This is a genomic window from Martelella sp. NC20 (assembly GCF_013459645.1).
GTDB lineage: Bacteria > Pseudomonadota > Alphaproteobacteria > Rhizobiales > Rhizobiaceae > Martelella.
In genome coordinates this window covers 1,851,179-1,875,265 of record NZ_CP054861.1, presented here as the reverse complement: position 1 = coordinate 1,875,265, position 24,087 = coordinate 1,851,179, and the positions used below count along the sequence as shown (strand labels likewise).

Here is a 24,087-nt window from a genome sequence, read left to right as displayed (position 1 = left end):
TTCCTACAGGTCCTTTTTCAGGCGGGGGTCCAGCATGTCGCGCAAACCATCGCCGACGAGTTGGAGAGAGAGAACGGCAAGGATGATGGCCAGCCCCGGGAAAAGCGTCATCCAGTCGGCGGCCCCCAGATACTGGCGGCCCGCGGCAATCATCGTGCCCCAGGTCGGCACTTCCGGGCTGACACCGAGACCGAGGAAGGAAAGCCCGGCTTCGGCCAGAATGGCGTTCGCAAACAGAAAGGTCGCCTGCACCAGGATTGGCGAGAACAGATTGCGCAGCACATGCCGGGTCATGATATGGCGGGTGGAAATTCCCATCGACCGGGCCGCCTCGACAAAGGGAAGCTCCCGGATCACGAGCGTGGACGCGCGCACGATACGGGCAAGCCTTGGCGCATAGACAATCGACAAGGCCACGATAACCGTCATCAGCGAGGGACCAAGTGCTGCAACCAGAGCAATCGCCAGCAGAATGTCGGGAAACGCCATCATCGCATCGATAAGCCGGGCAATCGGCATATCGAGGCTTCTGAAAAACCCGGCGACCAGTCCCAGCGTGACGCCGATGACTGCAGAAAAGACCACGACGGCAGCGCCGACCAGAAGCGAAAGGCGCCCCGCAAAGATCGTTCGGGCGAAGACATCGCGGCCGAATTCATCCGTGCCGAACCAGTATTCGGCGCCCGGCGGCGTCAGCCGGTTGGCAATCGACAGCTTGTAGGCGGAATGCGGCGTGATCCATGGCGCCAGAATGGCCAGCGCCACGAAGATCAACAGCACGAGCAGACCAAAAGCCACGCTCTTGCGTTTGAGAAGCTGCCTGACGAATTTTGCCCGGTCACGCCCCGGGCTGGCGGCTGTGTGTGTATCGGCCATCAGTAACGAACCCTCGGGTCGACGAGCAGATAGAGCATGTCGATTGCAAAATTGATGAGAACATAAAGTCCGGCGATGACCAGCAGCGCACCCTGAATGACGGGATAGTCACGCCGCAGCACCGCCGAGACGACGAGACTGCCGACGCCGGGAAGCGCAAACACCGTCTCGGTGACGACCGCGCCGGCGACCAGCACGGCCGCTGTCAGCCCGAGAACCGTCAGGATAGGAATCAGCGCATTCTTCAGCGCATGTTTCAGCACCACCCATCCTTCAGCCAGCCCCTTGGCGCGGGCGGTGCGGATGTAGTCGTCATTGAAGACATCAAGCATGGCCGCGCGGGTGAATCTGAGAATGAGTGCGGAGGAAACAACGCCGAGCGATACTGCCGGCAGCACCAGATGATGAAGCCTGACCCAGAAACTCGCGCCGGGACCGCCATAGCCGGAGACCGGGAAAAACCCGAACCGCACGGCAAACACCTGAATGAGGATAAGCCCCAGCCAGAAGCTCGGCACGCTTGCTGCCGTCATCGCCACAATGGTCGATGCCTGGTCAATGAACGAGCCGCGCCGGTAGGCTGCATAAATGCCGACCGGCAGCGCGATAACCGCCGCCAGCAACAGCGAGAACATCGTCAGGAAAAAAGTCGGTTCGGCGCGCTGGGCAAGGGCTGTCGTGACCGGGATATTGAGGAAGATGGAGCGTCCCAGGTTCCCCTGAAGCATCTGCCAGATATAGATGACATATTGCTGGAGGATCGACTGGTCGAGACCCAGCCTCGTTCTCAGATCGGCAATGTCCTGTGGCGTTGCATCCGGTCCGAGCATCACCGCTGCCGGATCCCCCGGCGTGACGCGCACGATCACGAACACGATCGTCACGACCAGAAACATCACCACGATCATTCCAAACAGGCGTTTGAGAATATACCGTATCATGAATTTATCTTTCTGTTTCGGCAGCGCGCACCCTCGCCCGCTGCGCCGTGTCCGCGCTTAAAGGGCATTGTTGCCAATCACACCCTTCAGCCAGTGATAAGAGGCTTTCGGAATGCGCTGCAGCGTCGGGTAATCGACATAGACGAGCCCGAAACGCTTGGAATAGCCGCGTCCCCATTCGAAATTGTCCATCAGCGACCAGGCGAAATAACCGCGAACATCATGGCCTTCGTCGATGGCGTCGAGAAGTGCGCCGAGATATTTGTCGAAATAGCTGATCCGTTCATTGTCGACGACCGTGCGGTCAGCCCGCAGCATGTCGGGATAGGACGCGCCGTTTTCGGTGATGTAGATCACCGGCTTGCCATAGCGATTGCTGGTATCGCGGATCTGCTCCAGGAAGGCGGCCGGATCGACAACCCAGTTAACGTCGGTCAGTGGTCCCATGCCCGATGGTGGCATCGATTCCGAAACGCCCCATGTAGCATTCGGGTTGGGGGCGACAAACACGGGGTTGTAGTGATTGAGCCCGAAGAAATCGAGCTTCTGGCTGATTTCCGCCATATCGCCGGCCTTGATCAGCGGTTCGATCTTTTCGGCAAGCGGCTCTGGATATTTGCCGAGCCACAGCGGATCGACCATAACCCGCCGCCACAGGCAATCGCCAAGAACGCGCGCTTCCTCGTGGGCGGCATCGTCATAATGCGGACGAACCGGACCGAGCGAGACGATATTGCCGATTTCGGCATCGGGGGCTTCGGCGCGCACGGCAGAGACCGTCTTGCCATGGGCGAGGTTGAGGTTGTGGATCGCCTGAAGACAGGCATCATAGTTCTGCTTTCCCGGCGCATGGCGGCCGAGATTATAGGCAACCCACGGAATGACATTGGGTTCGTTGATCGGCGCGAACCGCTTTACCCGATCACCAAAATGGCGGATCACCTCGGCGGCATAATCACCGAAAATCGTGGCGGTATCGCGCGAGCGCCAGCCGCCGGCTTCCTCGATCGCCACCGGCATGTCCCAGTGATGCAGGCAGATCCAGGGCTCTATCCCCTCATGCAGCATCAGGTCGATCAGCCGGTCGTAGAAATCAAGACCGCGCTGGTTCACCTGTCCCTTGCCTTCGGGGAAAATACGCGGCCATGCGGTGGAAAGCCGGAAGGCCTTCACGCCAAGCCCGTGCATCAAAGCTATGTCTTCGGGATAACGGTGATAATGGTCGCAGGAGATATCGGCAGTGTCGCCGTTGACGATATTGCCCGGCACTTTCGCATAGGCATCCCAGACGCTGGGGCCGCGACCGTCGGTTTCGGTCGCCCCCTCTGTCTGATAGGCGGAGGCAGCGGCCCCCCAGAGAAAATCGGGCGGAAAATTTCGAGCCATCAGTCAGCTTTCAGAAAATGATACCGAAGCGCGCCGCCGAACAGCGGGCCGGCTTGATGCAAAAGTCCGGGAGGGGCACTTCCGGCAGCACGGCCGGAAGCGCTATCTTGATTGTCGGAATGGGCGGCTTACTTGCCGTTTTCCGTGCTGACATTCCAGAAAAAGGGCCAGGGCGACGGCTGGAAATTCTCAAGCGTCACGGCCTCGGCGCTCAGTGAGTTGAAATCACCAACCTTGAACACGGGGGCATCTTCATAAAAGGTTTCCTGAACCTTGGCGAACAGCTCCTTGCGCTTTTCCGGATCGGATTCGGCCAGGAAGGGTTCGGTGGCCGCATGCTTGGCTTCGGAAGCCCACCAGCCCGGATAGTCATCGGACATCCAGCCGTTCAGCGCCGGTTCGGCCGGGAACGGACCATGGGTGATGAAGATATCCCACAGAGCCGGGTCGGCGCGGCGCTGGGTGAGCGTTGCCCAGTCATAGACTTCAAGCTCGACCGGGAAGCCCGCCATCTTCAGATATTCGGCGGCAACCTGCGCCATCTTGTAGTGGAACTCATACTGGCGGCTGGTCAGAATGCGCAACGGGCTGCCATCATAGCCGGCTTCCTCAAGCATCTTTTTTGCAGCCATCGGATCGGCAGCGCCATAACGCTCGATCCCTGCTTCGGTGTGCCAGACGTAACCTTCAGGATAAAGAGCGCCATCGACGGCGAAGAAGCGCGGATCGCCGAAGGCAGCAAGCAACATATCTTCCGGGTTCAGCGCTTCCTGAACGGCATGGCGGATGCCCTTGTTGGTCATCATGCCTTGCTTGGTATTCATCACGAAGACCGGCGCGCCATAAGGATCAAGCACGACGGGGACGGCCTGATCGGAATCCTCGATGCGGCTGAAATTCTCTGTCGGCAGCGATTCTGCAAAGTCGAACTGTCCGGAAACGATGCCTTCCAGACGGGTATTGGGATCGGAAACCGGGACAAAGCGGATTTCGTCAAGCACGGCCTCGCGCGTGCCGCCGAAGCCGTTAGCCGGTTCGGAACGGGCTGCGTAGTCGTCAAAGCGAACCAGTTGAATATACTGGTCGGGCCTGTGCTCCTTCAGCATATACGGGCCGGTACCGATAAACTTGGCCAGTGGCTCCGCCAGGTTTTCCTTCGGCATGATGACGGCCGCTGAATTGTTGAACGCCAGCAGCGACATCAGCGGCGCGTAAGGCTCACTCAGCTCGATACGAATGCTGTCATCGCCGGTTGCGGTCACGTTTTCGATGTAAGGCGCGGCCTGCTTGCCGCGTGAGGCGATAGCCATCCAGCGTTCGATGGCGGCAACGACATCGCTCGAATCCATGATCGAACCGTCGTGGAACGGCACGTTGTCCCGAAGCTTGATATCGTAAACAGTGCCCTCCTCCGAGATTTCCGGCATCGACTCGGCCAGCAACGGCACGACATTCCACTGATCATCATAGGTGAAAAGCGTTTCGAAAAGATGCTGGGTCGTCATGCCGACCACATCAGCCGTGGAGGCCATCGGGTCGAGCGTCGGCGGTTCGCCGATCGTGGCAACATCAATGATTCCATCGGCCTGGGCGGCGATCGGAGCAAGCGGCAAAGCCATGCATGTCGCTGCAAGCAACATTCGTTTCAACATACGGAAGTTCCCTTCTTTTATTCCGTTACAATGAAATAACAATTATTATTATGATATTAATTGTTAGATTTGAACGGCTGTCAAGTAGCCGCTTCCGCTTTCTGTCGAAAACGGCTTCGCGACAATTCACGACAGGCGGCGATTTTCAGGTTTTTTTGCGCGGCAATCGGCCAGAACTTGCGGGAAGGCTGCCTCGTCGTCAGGAACAATAATTCAGGTTGTTGTTCTGCGCGGCCGTCGCTGGCGAAGCGATGTCATGCGCTGGATCAGCATTCAAAAAAGCCGAGCACTTCCAAACCCTGCCTGCCCGGAAGCGAAAGTCAGCGGTTGTGGTTTTTTCGCAATTAATCTGTGAAGATTCGCACCGCTGCTTTGCGGTCGAAAAGCCATCCGGAGATGGGTCGTCTAACCCGCAACCAGCACGGCATTGAGGTCGACGAGATAGCGGTCGGAAAGCGGAAGGCTGGCGGCGCCGAGCGAACGGCCGTTCGGACCGATCGTGCCTGCGCGAAGCTCGGGCTTGTCGATGCCGGGGACATCGGTCTCGCCGAGGATCGCTGCCGTTCTTGTGACAATTTCAGCGCGGACATCGCCTGGCAGCCAGCCGTCGATCAGCACGGTCTCGACATCAACGACGCAACAGGAGGCGATGATGGCAACGGCCAGGCTCCTGCAGGTCTCCTCCAGCCAGGGTTCCAGTATGCTGTCATCGACCTCCCAGTCATCCGGCGGACCCCACAGGCTTTCGCTGGATTTTCCCGCATCGGTCAGCGCCCGTTCCAGCAGACAGAGCGAAGCCGTATCGGCCAGCTGGCGATATGAACCATCCGCCTGCGCGATCGGCAGGGAACCAAGTGCCGCCGCATTGCCCGAACGGCCGGTATAAAGCCGGTTGTCGAGCACCAGACCGCCGCCGATGAAGTAGCCTATGAAGAAATGCAGGAAGTCCTGCGGGCGTGGTCCCTTGCCGAAGGCCAGTTCCGCGCCGCAGGCGGCGGAGGCGTCATTCTGCAGATAGACCGGTAGCCCGAGACGTGCCTCCAGTTCCGCGCGGATGTCGCGGGTGCGCCACTCGTCCATCCCTCCGTCCGGGGCGCCGGCAATGCGCGCCCAGTCCCAGATGCGGAACGGTATGGCGATGCCGAGACCGGCCAGACGCTGCTGCGGAAGCGGCGCCCGCATTGCGGCAATCGCCGGCAGGACGAAATCCAGCATGTCGTCCAGACGCGGATAGTCATAGACGAGATGGGCGCTTTCCAGAACCTCGCCGATGAAGTTGAGAAGAACGATATCGGCCGAGCGGCGTCCGATCTTGAGGCCGAAGAAGAACGCGCCGTCGGGAGCCAGCCCCATCGGTACGGACGGCTGGCCGATCCTGCCGCGCACCGGCTCTCCGCGTTTCAAAAGGCCTTCCTGCTCCAGAGACCGCACGATCACGGCACTTGTCTGGATCGAAAGTCCGGTCATGCGCGCGACCTCGGCCTTGGCCAGAGGGCCATTCCGGCGGATCGTCGAAAGCACCAGGCGCTCATTATGGGCGCGCACGCCCGATTGGTTCGATCCTCTTGAAGTCGTGAGGTTTTTGCGCCCCTGATCATCTCCGGTGAAATGCGTTGTCACGTTTCAAGCTCCATATTCAGTCATTGGCGCAACATATCCCACGTATTGTAAATTGACTATAATAAATAAATCGGAGTGATTTAATATCTTGACAAAAGGCTGCGCCATCGTGCTTCCTGTGGTCAATGCGGCGGTAGGCGCCGTTTATGCGGACTTGGGAGAGTCCGCCGATCAATGGAGGAGAAGTCTCATGACATTCGATAAACTGAGTGCGAAAGCCCTTTACTGTGCAACGGCGCTTGGCGTGGCCGCGCTGGCCGGAAACGCGCAGGCCGCCGACACCTCGGCCTGCCTGATCACCAAAACCGATACCAACCCGTTCTTCGTCAAGATGAAGGAAGGCGCTGTCGCCAAGGCGAAGGAACTCGGTATCGACCTGAAGACCTTCGCGGGCAAGATCGACGGCGACCACGAGACCCAGGTTCAGGCTGTTGAAACCTGCATTGCCGACGGCGCCAAGGGCATACTGATCACACCGTCCGACAGTTCGGCGATCGTTCCCTCGGTCGAGCAGGCCCGCAATGCCGGCATCCTCGTCATCGCGCTCGATACCTCGCTGGAGCCGATCGACGCAGCCGATGCGACCTTCGCCACCGACAATTTCAGGGCAGGTGAACTGATCGGCGCCTGGGCCGCCGCAAGGCTCGGCGATGACGCCGCCAATGCGAAGATCGCCATGCTCGACCTCGGCGTCAGCCAGCCTTCCGTCGATGTCATGCGCGACCAGGGCTTCCTGCAGGGCTTCGGCATCGATCTGGGCGATCCCAACCGTTGGGGCGACGAAACCGATCCACGCATCGTCGGCAATGATGTGACGGCCGGCAATGAAGAGGGCGGCCAGCGCGCCATGGAGAACCTGCTCGCCAAGGATCCGATGATCAACGTCGTCTACACGATCAACGAGCCGGCCGCCGCCGGCGCCTATCAGGCGCTGAAATCGATCGGCCGTGAAAACGACGTCATGATCGTCTCCGTCGATGGCGGCTGCCCGGGTATCCAGAATGTCGCCGATGGCGTCATCGGCGCCACCTCGCAGCAATACCCGCTGCTGATGGCGTCAAAAGGTATCGAGGCGATTGCCCAATTTGCCGCCGACGGAACCAAGCCGATGCTGACCGAGGGCAAGAACTTTTTCGATACCGGCGTTGCCCTGGTGACCGATCATCCGGTTGACGGCGTGGAGTCGATCTCCGCCGAAGAGGGCATGAAGCTTTGCTGGGGCTGACGCCAACTCTCCTGAACCTTTCGGAGAGGCCGTGAACCGGCCTCTCCGTTTCAAGAAAGCGAGCTGACGGATCGTCCGGTCCCGATGCCTGGAGCAATGTCGGAGTGAGGACCATGCAAGAACCGACGGCAGAGCAGGATGACTACGAATCCTCGCTTGCGCAAAGCCCCGCAAGGATCGCTGAATTCGAGCAGAAGCCGGAGTGGCTGATCGACAAGCTCCAACATGCCCTGCACAAGACACCGTCGCTGGTGCCGTTTATTGTGCTTTTGCTGTCGATCGCGGTGTTCGGGGCATTGCTGGGGTCGAAGTTCTTCTCGCCCTTCGCGCTGACGCTGATCCTGCAGCAGGTCCAGATCGTCGGTATTGTCGCGGCGGCGCAAAGTCTCGTGATCCTGACCGCGGGGATCGATCTCTCCGTTGGCGCGATCATGGTCTTGAGTTCCGTCATCATGGGGCAGTTCACGTTCCGCTACGGACTTCCGCCCGCAGTGGCCATTGTCTGCGGGCTCGCCTGCGGGGCAGCGGTCGGGTTCATCAACGGGGTCCTGGTCGCGCGCGTCAAACTCCCGCCCTTCATCGTCACGCTCGGCATGTGGCAGATCGCGCTGGCAACAAATTTTCTCTATTCGGCCAATGAAACCATCCGCGCCCAGGATATCGAGGCTGAGGCGCCACTGCTGCAATTCTTCGGGAGTAAGTTTTCGGTGGGTGGTGCAATCTTCACCTATGGCGTGATCTTCATGATCGTGCTGGTGATGGTGCTTGCCTATGTCCTGCGCCAGACGGCATGGGGCCGCCATGTCTATGCTGTCGGCGACGATCCCGAAGCCGCGGAACTTGCCGGCGTCAATGTCAAGCGCACGCTGATCTCGGTCTATGTACTGTCCGGCCTCATCTGCGCCTTTGCCGGCTGGGCCCTGATCGGGCGGATCGGCTCGGTCTCGCCGACTTCGGGACAGTTGAGCAATATCGAATCCATCACCGCCGTGGTGATCGGCGGCATTTCGCTCTTCGGCGGGCGCGGCTCGGTGCTCGGCACGCTGTTCGGCGCCCTGATCGTCGGCGTCTTCACGCTCGGCCTCAGGCTGTTGGGCGCGGATGCCCAGTGGACATACCTGTTGATCGGCCTGCTGATCATCGCGGCCGTTGCCCTCGATCAATGGATCAGAAAGGTGTCACTATGATCGAACCGCTTTTGAAGGCCCGCAATCTCGTCAAGCGCTATGGCAAGGTGACGGCGCTCGATCACTGCGACTTCGATCTCATGCCGGGCGAAATCCTGGCGGTGATCGGCGACAACGGCGCCGGCAAGTCGACGCTGATCAAGGCCATATCCGGGGCCGTGCTGCCGGATTCAGGCGAGATCCACATGGACGGCCAGCGCCTCAACTTCACGTCGCCCAACGATGCCCGCGAGGCCGGCATCGAGACAGTCTACCAGACGCTTGCCATGTCGCCCGCGCTGTCGATCGCCGACAATATGTTCATGGGCCGCGAATTGCGCAAATCCGGCTTCATGGGCAGGGTGCTCCGCCAGCTCGACCGGCCGGAAATGGAGCGGATCGCCCGCCAGAAGCTGAACGATCTCGGCCTGATGACCATTCAGAACATCAATCAGGCGGTGGAAACGCTGTCGGGCGGGCAGCGACAGGGGGTTGCGGTGGCGCGGGCGGCGGCCTTTGGTTCCAGGGTCATCATTCTCGATGAACCGACGGCGGCACTCGGCGTCAAGGAATCACGCCGGGTGCTGGAACTGATCCTCGATGTCAGGTCGCGCGGCATTCCGATCATCCTGATCTCGCACAACATGCCGCATGTCTTCGAGGTGGCCGACCGCATCCATGTCCATCGCCTCGGCCGGCGGCTCTGCGTCATCGACCCGAAGGATCACACCATGTCGGACGCGGTCGCCTTCATGACCGGCGCCAAAGAGCCGCCGGAACTGATGACAGCGTCCTGACGAGACCGGTTCCCCGATGCTCTCCGGATGCGGGCGGGCCGACGGGAGGGAACTGCCCTTGTCGGGGAGCTTCCGCCTGTTCGGCGAATAGCGCTGCGAGCCTTCACCCGCCCTTGCCACGCATCAGCATGACCAGGAAGGGCGCGCCAATCAGGGAGGCGGCGAGGCCGGCGGGGATCTCGTAGGGGAAGATCGCGATACGGCCAACCCAGTCCGCGAAGGTCATCAGCCCGCCCCCGAGAAGAGCTGCGCCGATGATCATCTCGGCCGGTCGCCTGAGGCCCAGGAGGCGCGCGGCATGCGGGGCCATCAGTCCGACGAAACTCAAAGGCCCGACGCAAAGCGTGGCCGCGGCACTCATGAGCCCGGCAAGAAGCAACAATACGCTCCGGGCACGGGAGACGCCGACACCGCGCGCCGAGGCGACGGCATCCCCCAGCGGCAGAAGCTCCAGCCAGCGTCGCGACAGCAACGCCAGCGGCAGGAGCGCAACAACGGCCACTGCAGCAAGACCCGCAAGCGAGAAGCCGGCGTTGTAGGTCGAGCCACTCAGCCAGCGCATCAGAAACAGCGCCCGCGGATCGCCGCTCGCCCCCAGAAAGCCGATCACCGCGTCGGCGAGCGCGGTCAGCGCAATCCCGCCCAGAAGCACGCGCTCCGGAACAAGGCCGGAGCGGATCGCGAGCAGGAAGATCACCGCGATCACGGCAAGCGCGCCCGCCGCCATGGCAAGCTGCGCGGGCAGCGACAAGGTGGCAAACATCAGAACGCCCGCCGTCACGCCGAGCGCGGCGCGCGCAGGCCACCGATCGCGGCGAAGAGGTCAGGCCGCAGCAGTGTGAAGGCGCCGGTCCCGCTGCGCCCGATGAAGAACGCGAGCGCGACGACCGCGAGGCTCAGGACAATGGCGAGCGCAAGCCGCAAACGAAGATGATGCCGCGCAAGGTCGGTGCGCATCGGCGCTTCCGGCCTGCGATGGCGGGTCTTGAGGCGCGGCAGAAGCGCGATCAGCAGCGGCGCGCCGAAGATCGCCGTCACCGCCCCCGTCGGCAACAGCCAGTTATTGCCGGCCGCAAGCCAGATCACCGCATTATCGGTCAGAAACAGCAGGGCCGCGCCGGTGATCGCCGACCACACCAGAATTTCCGCGGGCCTTCTCGCACCGGCAAGCCGGGCCACGGTGGGCGCGACGAGACCGATAAACCCGATGACACCGACCGCGCTGGTGACGATGGCAGCCAGCGCGGCAGCGTCGAATAAAAAAGCAGCATCCGGGCGATGTCATAGTCCCCGCCGGCCGCCCCCCCCGCCGACCCCGGCAATCACCCATATAGCGATCGCTAGCCCTGGGCCACCCAGAACGAGGCAGATGGCCGCCGGTCCCCGTATCCAGCCCCTCATGCGCGCTGTTCCATGGCTTCGGTGAACAGCCCGGCAAAACGCGTCGCCTCGCTGACCATGCCGAACAGCAGCACCGGCGGTATCACGATGCGACGCTCCGGCGCGGCAAAGGGCAGCGCTTGCCACAGCGGGCTCTGCTCGAGGCGCGACAGGATATCGGCCGCGACCGGCTTCATGATGATGAGCTGGGTCTGCGGATCGGAAATCCGTGCAAGATCGGCCACGGTCAGGGTTTCATAGCCCCAGTAATTGGCGCTGCGACGCCAGGCGTTTTCCACGCCCAGACGCGTCAGGACGCCGTCGTAAAGTCCGGGGCTTGAATACACGCGCACATGGCGTTCATCGAGAAAGCTGATGATCGCGACGGGTGGCACACTCAGGCGAACAAGCCTTTCGGCGCAGTCATCGAAGATCGCCTCGGCGGTGTTCAGAAACCCCGTTGCCGCCCCCTCCTCGCCAATGGCGCCGCCAAGCCGTTCGGTCGCGGCAAAGGCCTTCGGCAGAACCGGACCGCCATCGGCGGTATAAACATCAAGACTGAGAACCGGACCGTAGTCCCCAAGCCGGGGTGTCAGGTGGGCGAGAAAGGGCGAGGTCAGGATCAGATCGGGTTTGAGCGCTGCCAGGACTTCGAAACTGACTTCCCACGAAGAGCCAATATCTGCCACACCTTCCGGCATGTCGGGTTCACCCACCCATTTGGCCCAGCCGGAAAGCGATGCGACGGCAGCGCGCGTCACGCCGAGCGCCAGAAGCGTCGACGCCCCCGCAGAATCGAGGCAGGCAATCCCCGGCAGCCGCTTCGCGCGCGACGGCAGGGCCGGCAGGGTGCCTGACGCCGCCAGCGCGGCTACGAACGAGCGCCGGCTGAGTTTCGCGCGTGACGTCGCATCAACGGACATAGGCAAGCGGCACGGACTGGCTCGGATGGGGCATGATATCCATTTCGACGCCATACACCGCGCGCAGGGTCTGCGGCGTGAGAAATGCGCCAGGGGTGCCGTCGGCGACCAGCCGGCCGCCCTTCAGGGCGTAGAGATGATCGGAAAACCGCGCCGCCATGTTGATGTCATGCAGGACGATGACCACCGTCAGGCCACTGTCGTGCGAAAGGTCGCGGATCAGGCTCAACACCTCGATCTGGTGGGCGATATCAAGCGCGGAGGTCGGCTCGTCCAGCAGCAGGCACCGGCTGTCCTGCGCGATCAGCATGGCGATCGAAGCCCGCTGCCGCTCACCGCCGGAAAGCGTATCCACCATGCGTTCCGCCATCACCTCGAGCCCGACCATCGCCAGGGCGCTTTCGACCTTTTCGCGATCCGCCTCGCTGAAGCGGCCGATCGCGCCATGCCAGGGGTAACGTCCGCAGGCAACCAGCTCACGCGCGGTCATGCCTGTCGCGGCAGACGTGTCCTGTGCCAGATATGCGATATTGCGCGCGAATGCTCGCGGCGGAATATCGGGCAATCGCCGGCCCCCGAACAGGATCTCTCCCGCCGACGGCGTCTCCTGACGGGCCAGGAGTTTCAGCAATCCCGCAATTCGTGTCCGTCATCGGCCGCGAAGAGCTCGATGACCGGGGTTCGAGCGGCAAGGTGGACGAAGCGCTGCGCTACACCACCGGCGTCTACGCCCAGCCCTTCGGCGTCGACCAGGATACCGACTGGATCTATGTCCGCGGGTTCGACGCGACACAGACCGGCGTTTATCTGGACGGGCTCAACCTGTGGTCCGACGGCTTCGGCGGGTTCCAGATCGACTCTGATTTCCTCGAGCGTGTGGAAGTGCTGCAGGGGCCGGCCTCGGTTCTCTACGGCGGCTCCAATCCCGGCGGTATCGTCAACATGGTTTCGAAGCGTCTGCAGCAGGAGGATTTCGGCTCCAGCGAGATCGGGATCAACAATTTGGGCAATGCCTATCTCGATCTCGACGTTAACGGCACGACCGACGATCAGGGCATTTCCTGGCGCTTTACCGGCAAGATCGCCGGCGGCGACGAATATGCCGACCAGTCGGAGGATTTCCGCGGCGTCCTGATGCCGCAGATCACCTGGTCGCCGGACGAGGAGACATCGCTGAACGTCTACGCCTATTATTCCTATCTCGACCAGAACACCGGTTCGAACGGCTTCCCGCCCTATTACGGCACGGTCGAACCCACATATTTCGGTATGAGTTCGAAAACGGCATCACGCCCTATGTCAGCGCCGCGACCTTCTTCAACCCGAAGATCGGTTCCAGCGCCGATCTCATTCCGGAAAGCGCTTTCGATAATGTCCCGGCATCGGAGAAATACATCTTCCGTCAGCCGATCGAACAGGCACGAGAAGAACTTGGCACCGGCAACATGACCGGAAAATACGTCTTCCGCAGCCACGAGGTCCCTGAAAGCAAATGGCCGGGTGGCGCGACCAAGATCATCGACTCGAAGAATTTCGAGCTTACGCCGATGGCGATGCTGATGATCGAAATCGAACCGCGCGGCATACGCGAAATCCATCGGCATCCGGATGCGGACGAGATTCAGTATTATCTCAGCGGTCAGGCCCGCATGACGGGCTTCAATGCTGTCAGCAATGCCCGGACGTTCAACTACGGTCCCGGAGCGAGATAGCGCATTCCTCGTCGCCCCGATCATGCTTTTTTTGAGAAGACGCAGTTCCAGTGTCTGTCGGCCACGGCTTCTTTCAGGTCGCGCGCGTCCCGGCGCAACGCTTTCACTTCATCTGTGGTTGCGGCCCGGGACGTATCGCCTGCCAACCGCCTCATGCCTGCTTCCAGAAATTCCTTCGACCAGGTGTAGTACATGCTCTCTGCAATACCCTCGCGCCGACATAGCGCCGCGATACCATCGTCACCGCGCTATGCCTTCCAGAACGATGCGGATATTTTCCTCGTGCCATGATCCCTGGATCATGGAATGCCGCTCTTGCGGGTTTGCCGAAACCGACCCTCCACTTTGTCGAAGCCTTCGCCATAGCTATGGCTATGCCGCGCAGGCTTCTTCGCGTGGAAGGATCGGTTCGGGCAAACAGAACGCCTCCATTCCACCGGAAGGGTTCTCGGGCCGCCGGAGGATGCCGCGTTCCCGTGTTCATGCCACCAGCAGCCGCTTGAGGAAGGTGTTTTCCAGCAATTGCTCGCTTTCGATCCGGTGGTGCGCCACCATGCCGCTCGCGCCGAACGCACCCTTGCGCAGCAGGTCGATCAGGCTCGCGGCGTAAGCCGCGGCGACCGATGTCATGGCGTTGAACGGCTGATGCCTGTCGGAGCGAAAGCGCAGGGACAGCGATCGCTCGGCGGGTCGGTTGCGATGCGTGCTGCGCGCTGTCAGGAACAGCAGGAGTTCGTCTTCATCAATGACAGGCAGTCCGTTCATCAACAGTGATCTCAGCATGTCACGGCGGTTTTTCAGTCCCAGATCGTCCAGAAGGAAGCGCATGTAATCGAGATGGCCGGGATAGCGCAGGGTCTTGAAGGTGACATTCCCGACCCCTGCCTCCAGATAGGGCGTCAGGTCGGACAGGCCCCGCGCGGTGGTGAAGCACTCATAGACCGTTCCGTCGAGAATGACCTTTTCGAGATGCTCCAGCGGTTTCAGGAACACCGCCTTTCCGTCATGCACGGCTTCGCAGGCCTGGGTATATTCCTCGATCATCGCGTCGATGTCCCAGATCTGGCCATAACCCAACCGGTTGGTGGGATAGCGCGGAAGCGATCCCACCCGGATCGTCAGATCGCTGATCGCCCGTCCGGGGTCCATCAGCCCGCAGGCAATGTTTTCCACCAGCCCCGGCGCCACGCCGGCGCCCGAAAGCACCACGCGTGTTCGGGCAAGCTGTTGCATCAGAGATAGATTTTCCGGCCGCGCTGGGGAGAAATCCAGAAAATGCGCGCTCGAGGCGCCGGCAAGCTCGGCAATGCCGGATGCCGCCCAATCGGGGGCGGCGGCAACGATCAGATCGCTCCCGCGCGCCTCGGCGGGCATCCCTTCATTCTGGCGCGCGCGCATCGCCTTGACCGGAAGGCCGAGTGCCGCAAACGTGTCGAGCGCCTCTTCCGAGGGGTCGATGATCGTGACGTCGATGTCTCCTGTCAGGCAAAGCGTTGCCGCGAGTGCCGAACCGACCTTGCCCGCGCCGAAGATCGCAATCTTGAACTTGTCCATGGTCTACCCCCTGAAGCGGGAAACAAAGGCCTGAAGCCGGGGATTTCGCGGATTGAGGATCACCTGATCGGGCGAACCGGTTTCCGCGATCACGCCCTGGTCCAGAAACAGAACCCGGCTCGAGACATCGGCGGCAAAGGCCATCTCATGGGTCACGATCGCCATGGTCATGCCGTCTTCAACGAGCTTTCGGATAACGGCGAGAACCTCGCCCACGAGTTCGGGATCAAGCGCGCTCGTCACCTCGTCGAGCAGCAGTACCTCCGGCTCCATCGCCAACGCGCGGGCAATCGCGACGCGCTGTTTCTGGCCGCCGGAGAGGTGGTTGGGATAAGCGGCGTGTTTTTCGGCGAGTCCGACCTGGGCCAGAAGTTCCATCGCGTGGGCGATGGCCTCTTTCTTCGGCTTGCGGCAGACGATCACCGGACCTTCGATGACGTTTTCGAGGACCGTCTTGTGCGGAAACAGATTGAAATGCTGGAACACCATTCCGACATGGCGCCTGAGCGTGCCGATACCGACCGTGTCGCCGGCATCGCGGAAGCTGGTGCCGACATCGCGCCCGCGGAAACGGATCGTGCCGCCGGTGGGCGTCTCCATGACGTTGAGGCAGCGGATGAAGGTGGACTTGCCGGACCCCGAGGGACCGATCAGGGCGACCACCTCGCCACGCGACAATGTCAGGTCGATTCCCTTGAGAACTTCGTGAATGCCGTAGCTTTTCTGAAGGCCGGCAGCTTCGAGAACCGGCGCACCGGTCTGGCTTTGCTGTGTCATGTTCTTCTCCGTTCCCTCAGTCGCTGACCCTGAGCCGTTTTTCAAACCAGTCCGCGGCCTGCATCAGAGGCAGCAGCACGACAATGTAGAGCACGGCCATCACCGTGTAGGATTCCAGTGGCCGGTAGGTCTGTCCGTTCACCACCGCGGCCATATAGGCGAGATCGGCAACCGAAATGACGGAGACGAGCGAGGTGTTCTTGAACTGGATGACCGACTGATTGATGAAGGACGGCAGCACCCGTTTCAGCGCCTGTGGGAGAATGATGCGACGCATCGACTGGAACGGGCTCATGCCGATGGCGGCGGCCGCCTCGCGCTGTCCCTTGTCGATGGATACGATCCCGCCGCGGAAGATCTCCGCGTAAAAGGCGCCGACATAGAGAGACAGGGTCAGCATGGCGGCAAACCGGTTGTCGATATTGACGCCGATCAGCAGCGGGAAGGCGTAGTAGAACCAGAGCAACTGCACCAGAAGCGGACTGCAGCGGAAGATTTCCTGATAGATTCGTCCGATCCAGTTGAATATCCTGAACCGCGACAGCCGGGCCGCACAGGTGACGAAGCCGAGGAACACACCGAAAAAGATCGATCCGAACGTGTAGACAATGCTGATACCCAGGCCGTACACGAACAGGTCGCGATACTGCCATACCGAATGAAAATCCCAGTGATACTGCATCACCTTGCTCCCTGGCTGTCATGCCGATGCCTTGTCAGGGCCAGCGATTGCCCGGAACACTGCTCTTGATGCCGTTTTCTTTCCATGTGGGTTCCCCTCGTTTTGGTGAAGCCCGGCTCCTCTCAAGACAAGGAACCGTTCCTGGTCGTGTCCCGGACGGCCGGTTCCGGCCGTCTGTCGTTCATGTCTGCGCGCTGAACCGGCATTCTGTTAGCCGCTGTCTCGCGCCGATCAATTGTCTTCGCGCAAATCCGTACCGAAAACCGCGAGGTTTCCTGCCGGACCTGCGCTGGTCTGCCGCCGTATGCGCCTGCGACGCCTCAGCGCGCGCCGAGCACGGCAGAGGCAGCGCAGGTATAACGGTTCAGGATGCCGGCGAGACGCTCGCGGTTGGCATCCGAAACCGGCACCATGGGTAGCCGCATTTCCGGACCCGAAAGGTTGTTCAGCGCCAGCGCCGCCTTGACGGGGCCGGGATTGCTTTCGACGAACATGCCGTCGGTCAGTTCCGCCACCAGATCGTGCAGCGCAAGAGCGTGGGCGGTGTTGCCCTCATGCCATGCCCTGACCATCGCGACCATCGATTCCGGCGCGACATTGGCGACAACGGACGTGACCCCAACAGCACCGAGTGACAGGAACGGCAATGTCAGCCCATCATCGCCCGAATGCACGATCAGTTCGTCGCCACAGGCGCGGCGCAGGTCGCTGACGCGGGCCGCGGAGCCGCCGGCCTCCTTGATGGAGAAGATATTGGCGTGATTGCGCATCAGCGTCGCGCAGGTTTCCGGTGCGATCTCGATGCCGCAGCGGCCGGGCACGGAATAGAGCATGACGGGCAGCGAAGTCGCCCCGGCCACGGCGCCATAATGGGCGATGAGGCCTGCCTGTGTCGGTTTGTTGTAATAGGGCGTAACGACGAGCACGGCATCGGCGCCGGCCGCTTCGGCGCGGCGGACTTTTTCAACCGCCTTGTTCGTGTCGTTGGCGCCGGCGCCTGCCATTACCAGTGCGCGGCCCCTGGCCTTTTCGACCGTGCGGGCAATCAGCGCATTGGCCTCGTCATCGGAAAGGGTTGCGGCCTCACCGGTGGTGCCGACGGGCACGAGGCCGGCGACGCCGGCCGCAATCTGTCGCTCGACAAGCGCATCGAAAGCGGCAAAATCGATCGTTCCATCGCGAAACGGGGTGACGAGGGCGGTGAAAACGCCGTTGAAGCGGCTCCTGAGTTCGTTCATTTTCTTCTCCTCTGATTGGGGAATTCACCGGGCCGCGAGGCTGTCGGCGAGCGTATAGCGGCGCGGTTCACGATGACCGGAAATCAGCCACTGGGCTGCGGCAATGGCGCCTTCGGCATAGGCCGATAGCGTGTGAACGTGGTAGGTGAAGCGGGCCTCGGCCGAGCCGAGATCGAAGCTGACGGCGTTGATGCCGACGGTATCGCCTTCGCGGAATACGGTGACCGGCGTTTTTGCGGCGGCAAAGCCCATGACGGCACTTCTGGCCTCCTCGATCTGTCCGGCAAGCAATTTCGATGTTCCGGAAGGTTCAGCCTTCTTGCGGGCGTGATAGGTCTCGATCACACGCGGTTCACCCTCCGGCATCATCCGAGCAAAGCCGAGAACATTCAGGCGAAAGGCTTCGAAACCACGGGCGAAATTCGCGCTGATGAGCATTGGCCGGTGCGCGCAGCAGGCCGACAGGCGAGCATCGTCCTCCGCAGAGAACCCGGTCGTGCCGATGACCACCGGTATGGTCTTGAGGCCGATGGCGTCCTGAAGCGCCATGCTGGCCCGCGGGGTCGAAAAATCGATGATGACGTCGCAATGGCTCTTCATCGCCGCATCGGCCGGGCGATATTCGATGCTGCTGCCTGCAACAGGCTTGCCGACAAGCCTTGAACCCGGCGACACCAGAGCGGCAGCAAGCTCAAGGCCGGGATTGGAGACGATCAGTTCAACCAGACTGGTTCCGACACGGCCCGAAGCGCCGAGAATTCCGATACGCATTGTGCACTCCTCAGTCGATCACGACCTTTTGTTCCGACATTTCCCTGATTGCGACGCGCACGCCTTCTCGGCCGAGGCCGGAACGCTTGATGCCGCCGAAGGGCACATGCTCGGCGCGAAAATCCGGACCTTCATTGATCATCACCCCGCCAACGGCGAGGTTGCGGGAAAACATCCGGATCAGGGCGTGGTCGTTGGTGAAAACGCCCGCCTGCAGCCCATATTCTCCGGCATTGACCTCCGCGATCGCCTCGCCGGCGTCGCTGAAGCGGCGGATCGCGATCACGGGGCCGAAGGTCTCCTCGGCAATGACCGGGGCATTGGCGGCGACATCGGCAAGGACGGTGGGCGCGAAAACAGTGCCATCATGATTGCCGCCGGCCAGAAGCCTGCCGCCGCCGGCGCTGATCGTCGCTTCGATCCTTTCGGCGACCATACGGGCCGCATTGAGGTCGATTACGGTTCCCATGTCGGTGTCGTCACGCGAGGGGTCGCCGAATTCTACCCCGTCCACGGCAGCCATCAGCTTGTCTGTGAAGGTCTTTTCGATTTCGGCATGGAGATAGAGCTTCTTGACGGCGGCGCAACTCTGCCCGGCGATCTCGAAGCGATGGCCGATCGTGGTGGCCACGGCGCGGTCCAGATCGGCATCGGGCAAGACAAACAGCGGATCATTGCCGCCAAGCTCCATCAGGCAACGCACCAGACCGCTGGCGTTCTTGAGCGCCAGCCCGGCCGCCGCCCCGCCTGTGAACGACAGAAGATCGATCGGCGCGCGCGCAAGGGCAAGCGCTGCCTCCGCCGCGCCATTGACGACCTGGAACAGGTCGTCCGGCCAGCCCGCCTTGCGGGCCAGTTCGCACAGCCTGTTGGCCGCAAGAGGCGCCTTCGGCGAAGGTTTGGCGACGACGGCGTTTCCGGCGGCAATCGCCGGGCCGAGCTTGTGGCAGAGGAGGTTGACCGGATAGTTGAAGGGTGTGACTGCACCGACAACGCCGACAGGTTCATAGGTGACGGTCGCGAGCCGGTCGGCGCCGCCTTCGACGATGGCGCAGTGCAGGGCCTCGCCGTCAAGGAAGGTGGCGGCGTCGCCCGAGAGCTTCAGCGTGTTCTGCGCCCGGCGGATTTCGTTGCGGGCTTCCCGGATGGTCTTGCCCATTTCCGACGACACGATGCGCGCAAGGTTCTCGGCATCCGCGGCCATCTCGGCGGCAAGGGCGTCGAGAAGGGCACGGCGCGTGGCCGGCGTCGAGAAGCGGAACGCGCGGGCAGCAGCCTTGCCTTTGATCACGACGGCGTTGATCTCGGCCGGCGTATTGACACAAAGCTCGCCCACCGGCGCGCCGGAAAACGGGTTGCGGACGGAAATCGTTTCTGTTCGCGGCAGGATCGCCGCCTGTGCCTGTGCCATAGGTGCCTCGCTAGTCTTTCGGTTCAATTGGGGAGGGATCCGCAGTGATCATCGCTTCGATCGGGATCGGACGGACCGGCCAGCGCCTGCCGGCAAGTTTCTCGGCTGCGGGGATGTTCCGGTCCGCTCTGAGCTCGGCCATGAATGCTGCGGTATTATGGGCGCAGAAACGCCCCTGGCAGGCGCCCATGGCGAAGCGGCCATTGTGCTTGATCTCGCGCTCGGAGGGTGCATCGACGCCGAGCACGAGCCTCTTCAGATCACCCGCGGTTCTGCCTTCGCAACGGCAGAGGATCGTGTCATCCGGCAGCGTCGCGAATGGCGGAGCGTCCGCGACCGGTGCAAAAATCCGGTTGAGCACCGCCTGGGCCGCGCGCATGCGCGCCAACATCGGTTCGGGTTTCGATGCTCTGCCGGACATGACGGAAATCACTTCGCCTGCGGCATTGCGCCCGTCGGCTTCGGCGGCGTTGCTGCCCAGCGCCTCGCGCCCGTCGCCGGCATAAAGGATCAGGGGGCGGTTCGCGGAAGGTTGACCCTGCGGCGGCAATCCGAAGTCATTGGGCCGGATACCGTCATGCAGGCCAACGCGATCGACGATGATTGTCCTGAGGTGGCCTTTCCGCCCGGAAAGCGTGACGGCAAGACCGTCATCGGTCTGGCGGATATCCTGCACCGTTGTCGCCTGCAGAAGCGTTACCTGCCGGGTGAAGAGCGTCGCCATGTAGCCGAGGGATTCCATCAGCAGATAGGGGAACCGGACAAGCTGCAGGCCGGTGGAAACCGCTTTAAAAGGCGCGCCCGCCTCGACGACGGCGACCGGTGGATTCCCGAGTCGCGCCATCTGCGCTGCAACCGCCAGAAGCAGCGGGCCGTTGCCTGCAAGCAGAACGCGGCCTGCGGGCGGTCGTCCGGTTTCCTTCATCATCACCTGCAGGCCGCCGGCGGTTGCAACGCCGGGCAGGTGCCAGCCCGGACGCGGCAGGACCTTCTCGAGCGCGCCGGTTGCGATGATGACCGCCCTTGGCCGCCGTGTTTCGATACGCCCTGTCCGGCGGTTTTCGGAAACCACGCAACCTTCGCCATCCACCGCGATGAAGACCTGCTCGTGGTGTATCGTGATGTTTTCGGCGGTCACGGCTTTTCTCAGCCGTGCAAAACGCGCCCTGGCGGCGCGCGGTTGCGGAACCGGCGCGACGCCGTCGATGGGCTGGCGGAAGATCGCGCCGCCGATCGTCGGCCGCTGTTCGAGGATCTCGACCGAGACACCGGCGCGCTTCAGCGTCACGGCGGCTGACAGCCCCGCCGGACCGGCGCCGATGACAAGCACTTCGGCCATTGCCGCGGGCTCAGACATAACCGCCCTCCATACTCTCCACCTGCATGCCGTCGCGGGCAGGGGTCAGGCAGGTTTCGCGCACGATCCCGTCGACCCGCGCGATGCAGCACTGGCATGCGCCGATGCCGCAGAAATAGCGGGTCGGCTGGCCGAGCCCGTCGACGCCAAACTGCATCACGCCTTCGGCGGCAAGAGCGGCTGCGATGGTTTCGCCCGGACGGAAGAAGATTTCGCGCCCCATGAAGAAGAATGATCCCTGGCTCATGCCGCCACCTCGCAGATGCCGAAGCGCGCAGGATCGAACGGGCCGAGATCGATCGACGGGAGCTGGCCGGTGACAAGTTCGGCGATCGCCTTGCCCGTGACCGGTCCAAGGCAGATGCCGTCGCCTTCAAAACCGGTGGCGATGAATCCGTTTTCTATGCCGGGCAGCCGCCCGATCAGCGGCAATCCGTCTGAAACGGCGGTGCGTGCGCCGGCAAAGGCTCTGAGAAGCCGCAGCCTGGCAAGGCCCGGCACCAGCGCGACGGCGTCGCTCAGGATCCGGGATACGGCCTGCAGATCGTTGACCTTGCGGTCGCCGAAGGCCTCGCGCGTGCCGCCGATCAGGAATTGTCCCGTTTGCAGTGGATCGATTACAAGGCCAAAGCCGCGCTCGGGCCGTGCGGTTTTGCCGTTGCCGGTGCGCTTGGAGAGCAGGTAGCGGCCCGACATGATCGCGCCGGGCATGGATGCGTTGAGGGCGACGGCCCGTTCGGTAACAAGCAACTGCCCCTTGCGCGGAATGAGGCCGGCCCCGACATTCACCAGATGCTCGGATCCGGAGCCCGCGCTGATGACGACCGCGTCGGCGGCGAGAAACCCGTTTTCGGTTTCAACGCCTTCGAACCGTTCGCCATTGCCGGCAAGCCGCAGACGGTTGGCGCGGGTGTTGCGGTGTACGGCAATGCCGGCGGCCGTGATCAGCCGATGAACGATCTGGTAGCCGATAGCGTGTCCCTCTGCATGGACTTCGACGGCAAGCGACGCACTGTCGGAAAGGACCGGAAAGCGACGGTGCAGCGCGCAGCTGTTGAGGTGCTCGACGTTCACGCCGGCAGACGAAAGGGCTGCTGCGTGAGCCTCGAGCACCGCGCATTCTTCGGCGCTGGTGGCGACGATGAAGGTTGAGCGCTGTTTGAACAGGCCGGCGAGCAGGCCGTCTTCGGCAAGCTCCCGATAAAGCGCGATGCCCTTCAAGGCCGTGTTCATCATCGGGCCGGGATGCTTGCTGGCCACGGAGACCGCGCCATCGGCCGCGCCGGTTGCTTCCGCCGCCGGCGCGCTGCTGTCGATCAGGGTGACGCTGACGCCCTTTTTCGCCAGAAAATAGGCGGTTGCCGCGCCGACGATGCCGGAACCGATTACAATCGCGGATGGTGATGAGCGGGAGGGCATTTGGTTTGACCGGTCTGATAGCGTTCGATATCGATCATATTGATCGCTGCCGGCTTCGGGCGTCGATACAAGAGAATGGCCTTCAAAGGTCATGTTTTTTGTATCAGGCTTGCGGGCAGCCACCCTTTAAAGGAAAAGAAAGGGGATTTTCTCGATGGCAAAGATCAGTCTTACGCTGGTGCAGACATTCTATCATGTGGCGCGCTACGGCTCGTTCTCGGCGGCTGCGCGCGAGCTGAACCTGTCCTATCAGTCCGCTGCCAACCATGTGCGCCGGCTTGAGCAGATACTGAAGAGCAAACTGATCGAGTCCGAACAGGGCGCCAAGCGCATAACGCTCACGCCGCGCGGCCGCGCCTTGTATAATCTGCTGCATCCCGAACTCGACATCATGCTGGAACGGCTGACGAAGCTGATCGAGAACCAGCGCTCCTCGCTCAGGGTCGGAATGCCGCAGGCGATCTTCTTCTATCTGTTTCCGAAGGTTCTGGCCCGCTTCCGCGAGGCTTTTCCCGAGATGGAGTTTTCCGTCTACGAGCGCGATACGGTGCTTGCGGAACTGGTCAAGAACGGTAGCCTTGATGTCTGTATCTCGGAACGCTATTTCGGCGATCCCGTCGTGCCGCAGCGCATGCTGGGAAGTTACCGGCTATCGCTCGTATTTCCGCGCGCCTGGGGCGAATTGCCGGCGCAGGAGGATATTCCGGGCTGGGCCGCGGACAAGCCGTTCGTGACGTATGAACCCGGGCAGACCCTGCGCAATGTCTCGGTCGATTTTCTCGGCCGTGGAGGCAGGACCATTCACCCCTCGATTTCGACGTCGGGCAGTTCCAGCGTGAAGCGGTGTGTCGAGGAAGGGCTCGGCTTTTCAATCATTCCCTCATGGTGCGTGGCTGCCGATGATGAAAAGATCGCCTCGCTCCGCCTCACCAGCCTGCCGGAAATACGGGTCTATTTCGGAAGCGCCGGATTCCTGCAGACCCATCCCATGGTCCAGCAGCTTCTTGAGGATTGCCAGCGCGAACTGGTGGGGCCGGTTCTGGACCCGCCGAGCGGCGATGCCCTGCCATCCCTATGATCCGAACATACAAAAAAGCGCACAAGCGCCGTTGTTTCTCTAGCATTGTCTACGTCGGCGCAGTCGCTAGCCTGTTCCTGGACGTGACCGATGGGGGTTGCGGTTCAATAAAACGATCAATC

22 protein-coding genes and 3 pseudogenes are annotated in these 24,087 nt (G+C 62.0%); 6 read left to right on the top strand and 19 right to left on the bottom strand.

From position 1 onward, the window contains the following. Positions 1-3: 3 nt before the first annotated feature. The 5 genes from HQ843_RS09025 to HQ843_RS09005 form a co-directional block, all read right to left on the bottom strand. On the bottom strand, positions 4-876 hold the full coding sequence (locus tag HQ843_RS09025) for an ABC transporter permease (protein WP_180898729.1): 873 nt from the start codon (positions 874-876) through the stop codon (positions 4-6). Further along, positions 876-1,817, bottom strand: coding sequence for an ABC transporter permease (locus tag HQ843_RS09020; RefSeq protein ID WP_180903468.1), 942 nt, complete (start codon positions 1,815-1,817; stop codon positions 876-878). The genes HQ843_RS09025 and HQ843_RS09020 overlap by 1 nt, the downstream gene beginning before the upstream one ends. Before the next feature lie 57 nt (positions 1,818-1,874). Continuing rightward, positions 1,875-3,203 carry a GH1 family beta-glucosidase gene (locus HQ843_RS09015; protein WP_180898732.1) on the bottom strand — a complete coding sequence of 443 codons (1,329 nt, stop codon included), beginning with the start codon at positions 3,201-3,203 and terminating at the stop codon, positions 1,875-1,877. Positions 3,204-3,331: 128 nt separating this feature from the next. After that, positions 3,332-4,855: an ABC transporter substrate-binding protein gene (locus tag HQ843_RS09010; protein ID WP_371822052.1), complete on the bottom strand. Its 1,524-nt coding sequence runs from the start codon at positions 4,853-4,855 to the stop codon at positions 3,332-3,334. A 405-nt stretch (positions 4,856-5,260) separates the two neighbouring features. Further along, positions 5,261-6,475, bottom strand: coding sequence for an ROK family transcriptional regulator (locus HQ843_RS09005; RefSeq protein ID WP_246710324.1), 1,215 nt, complete (start codon positions 6,473-6,475; stop codon positions 5,261-5,263). A gap of 190 nt (positions 6,476-6,665) precedes the next feature. On the opposite strand from HQ843_RS09005, the gene HQ843_RS09000 reads away from it, so the two are divergent. The 3 genes from HQ843_RS09000 (at position 6,666) to HQ843_RS08990 (ending at position 9,663) form a co-directional block, all read left to right on the top strand. Further along, entirely contained in the window at positions 6,666-7,700 is a 1,035-nt protein-coding gene (locus tag HQ843_RS09000) for a sugar ABC transporter substrate-binding protein (protein WP_180898735.1), read from the top strand. A gap of 113 nt (positions 7,701-7,813) precedes the next feature. Then, positions 7,814-8,887, top strand: coding sequence for an ABC transporter permease (locus HQ843_RS08995; RefSeq protein ID WP_180898737.1), 1,074 nt, complete (start codon positions 7,814-7,816; stop codon positions 8,885-8,887). Further along, a complete protein-coding gene (locus HQ843_RS08990; RefSeq protein ID WP_180898739.1) occupies positions 8,863-9,663 on the top strand; it encodes an ATP-binding cassette domain-containing protein in 801 nt (266 codons plus the stop codon). Before HQ843_RS08995 ends, HQ843_RS08990 begins: the two co-directional genes overlap by 25 nt. A 103-nt stretch (positions 9,664-9,766) precedes the next feature. Here the strand turns inward: HQ843_RS08990 and HQ843_RS08985 are convergent, their stop codons facing one another. From HQ843_RS08985 to HQ843_RS08970, 4 genes and pseudogenes are all read right to left on the bottom strand, one after another. After that, a complete protein-coding gene (locus HQ843_RS08985) occupies positions 9,767-10,426 on the bottom strand; it encodes an iron chelate uptake ABC transporter family permease subunit (protein ID WP_180898741.1) in 660 nt (219 codons plus the stop codon). A gap of 14 nt (positions 10,427-10,440) precedes the next feature. After that, positions 10,441-10,914: pseudogene (locus HQ843_RS08980) on the bottom strand (iron chelate uptake ABC transporter family permease subunit); the annotation flags it as partial. A gap of 146 nt (positions 10,915-11,060) precedes the next feature. Beyond that, positions 11,061-11,966 carry an ABC transporter substrate-binding protein gene (locus tag HQ843_RS08975; RefSeq protein ID WP_180898743.1) on the bottom strand — a complete coding sequence of 302 codons (906 nt, stop codon included), beginning with the start codon at positions 11,964-11,966 and terminating at the stop codon, positions 11,061-11,063. Next, on the bottom strand, positions 11,956-12,597 hold the full coding sequence (locus HQ843_RS08970) for an ATP-binding cassette domain-containing protein (protein WP_371822053.1): 642 nt from the start codon (positions 12,595-12,597) through the stop codon (positions 11,956-11,958). Before HQ843_RS08970 ends, HQ843_RS08975 begins: the two co-directional genes overlap by 11 nt. On the opposite strand from HQ843_RS08970, the pseudogene HQ843_RS08965 reads away from it, so the two are divergent. Next, positions 12,546-13,214: pseudogene (locus tag HQ843_RS08965) on the top strand (TonB-dependent receptor plug domain-containing protein); the annotation flags it as partial. The gene HQ843_RS08970 and the pseudogene HQ843_RS08965 sit on opposite strands and share 52 nt — an antisense overlap. Before the next feature lie 197 nt (positions 13,215-13,411). After that, complete coding sequence (locus tag HQ843_RS08960; RefSeq protein ID WP_180898745.1) at positions 13,412-13,678, top strand: cupin domain-containing protein; 267 nt, start codon at positions 13,412-13,414, stop codon at positions 13,676-13,678. On the opposite strand, the pseudogene HQ843_RS08955 reads toward HQ843_RS08960, so the two are convergent. The 10 genes and pseudogenes from HQ843_RS08955 to HQ843_RS08910 form a co-directional block, all read right to left on the bottom strand. Beyond that, a pseudogene (locus tag HQ843_RS08955) lies at positions 13,669-13,960 on the bottom strand (transposase); the annotation flags it as partial. The gene HQ843_RS08960 and the pseudogene HQ843_RS08955 sit on opposite strands and share 10 nt — an antisense overlap. Before the next feature lie 198 nt (positions 13,961-14,158). Further along, positions 14,159-15,232, bottom strand: a complete 1,074-nt coding sequence (locus HQ843_RS08950) for a saccharopine dehydrogenase family protein (protein ID WP_180898747.1) — start codon at positions 15,230-15,232, stop codon at positions 14,159-14,161. Between the two features lie 3 nt (positions 15,233-15,235). Then, the gene (locus tag HQ843_RS08945) at positions 15,236-16,009 is read right to left on the bottom strand and encodes an amino acid ABC transporter ATP-binding protein (RefSeq protein ID WP_180898749.1); all 774 of its coding nucleotides are present in this window, start codon (positions 16,007-16,009) and stop codon (positions 15,236-15,238) included. 16 nt (positions 16,010-16,025) lie between these two features. Beyond that, complete coding sequence (locus tag HQ843_RS08940; protein WP_180898751.1) at positions 16,026-16,691, bottom strand: amino acid ABC transporter permease; 666 nt, start codon at positions 16,689-16,691, stop codon at positions 16,026-16,028. Positions 16,692-17,011: 320 nt separating this feature from the next. Further along, positions 17,012-17,929 (bottom strand): 4-hydroxy-tetrahydrodipicolinate synthase, encoded by a 918-nt coding sequence (dapA, locus tag HQ843_RS08935; RefSeq protein WP_180898753.1) that lies wholly within the window; start codon positions 17,927-17,929, stop codon positions 17,012-17,014. Positions 17,930-17,953: 24 nt separating this feature from the next. Next, positions 17,954-18,700 carry a 4-hydroxy-tetrahydrodipicolinate reductase gene (locus tag HQ843_RS08930; protein ID WP_180898755.1) on the bottom strand — a complete coding sequence of 249 codons (747 nt, stop codon included), beginning with the start codon at positions 18,698-18,700 and terminating at the stop codon, positions 17,954-17,956. 10 nt (positions 18,701-18,710) lie between these two features. Further along, complete coding sequence (locus HQ843_RS08925; protein WP_180898757.1) at positions 18,711-20,111, bottom strand: aldehyde dehydrogenase family protein; 1,401 nt, start codon at positions 20,109-20,111, stop codon at positions 18,711-18,713. A gap of 10 nt (positions 20,112-20,121) precedes the next feature. Further along, the gene (locus tag HQ843_RS08920; RefSeq protein WP_180898759.1) at positions 20,122-21,468 is read right to left on the bottom strand and encodes an FAD-dependent oxidoreductase; all 1,347 of its coding nucleotides are present in this window, start codon (positions 21,466-21,468) and stop codon (positions 20,122-20,124) included. Continuing rightward, on the bottom strand, positions 21,461-21,715 hold the full coding sequence (locus HQ843_RS08915; RefSeq protein ID WP_180898761.1) for a 2Fe-2S iron-sulfur cluster-binding protein: 255 nt from the start codon (positions 21,713-21,715) through the stop codon (positions 21,461-21,463). The genes HQ843_RS08920 and HQ843_RS08915 overlap by 8 nt, the downstream gene beginning before the upstream one ends. Then, a complete protein-coding gene (locus tag HQ843_RS08910) occupies positions 21,712-22,887 on the bottom strand; it encodes an NAD(P)/FAD-dependent oxidoreductase (RefSeq protein WP_180898763.1) in 1,176 nt (391 codons plus the stop codon). Before HQ843_RS08910 ends, HQ843_RS08915 begins: the two co-directional genes overlap by 4 nt. Positions 22,888-23,041: 154 nt before the next feature. Between HQ843_RS08910 and HQ843_RS08905 the strand changes: the two genes are divergently transcribed. Then, positions 23,042-23,965 carry a LysR family transcriptional regulator gene (locus HQ843_RS08905; RefSeq protein ID WP_180898765.1) on the top strand — a complete coding sequence of 308 codons (924 nt, stop codon included), beginning with the start codon at positions 23,042-23,044 and terminating at the stop codon, positions 23,963-23,965. The last annotated feature ends 122 nt before the right edge of the window (positions 23,966-24,087 follow it).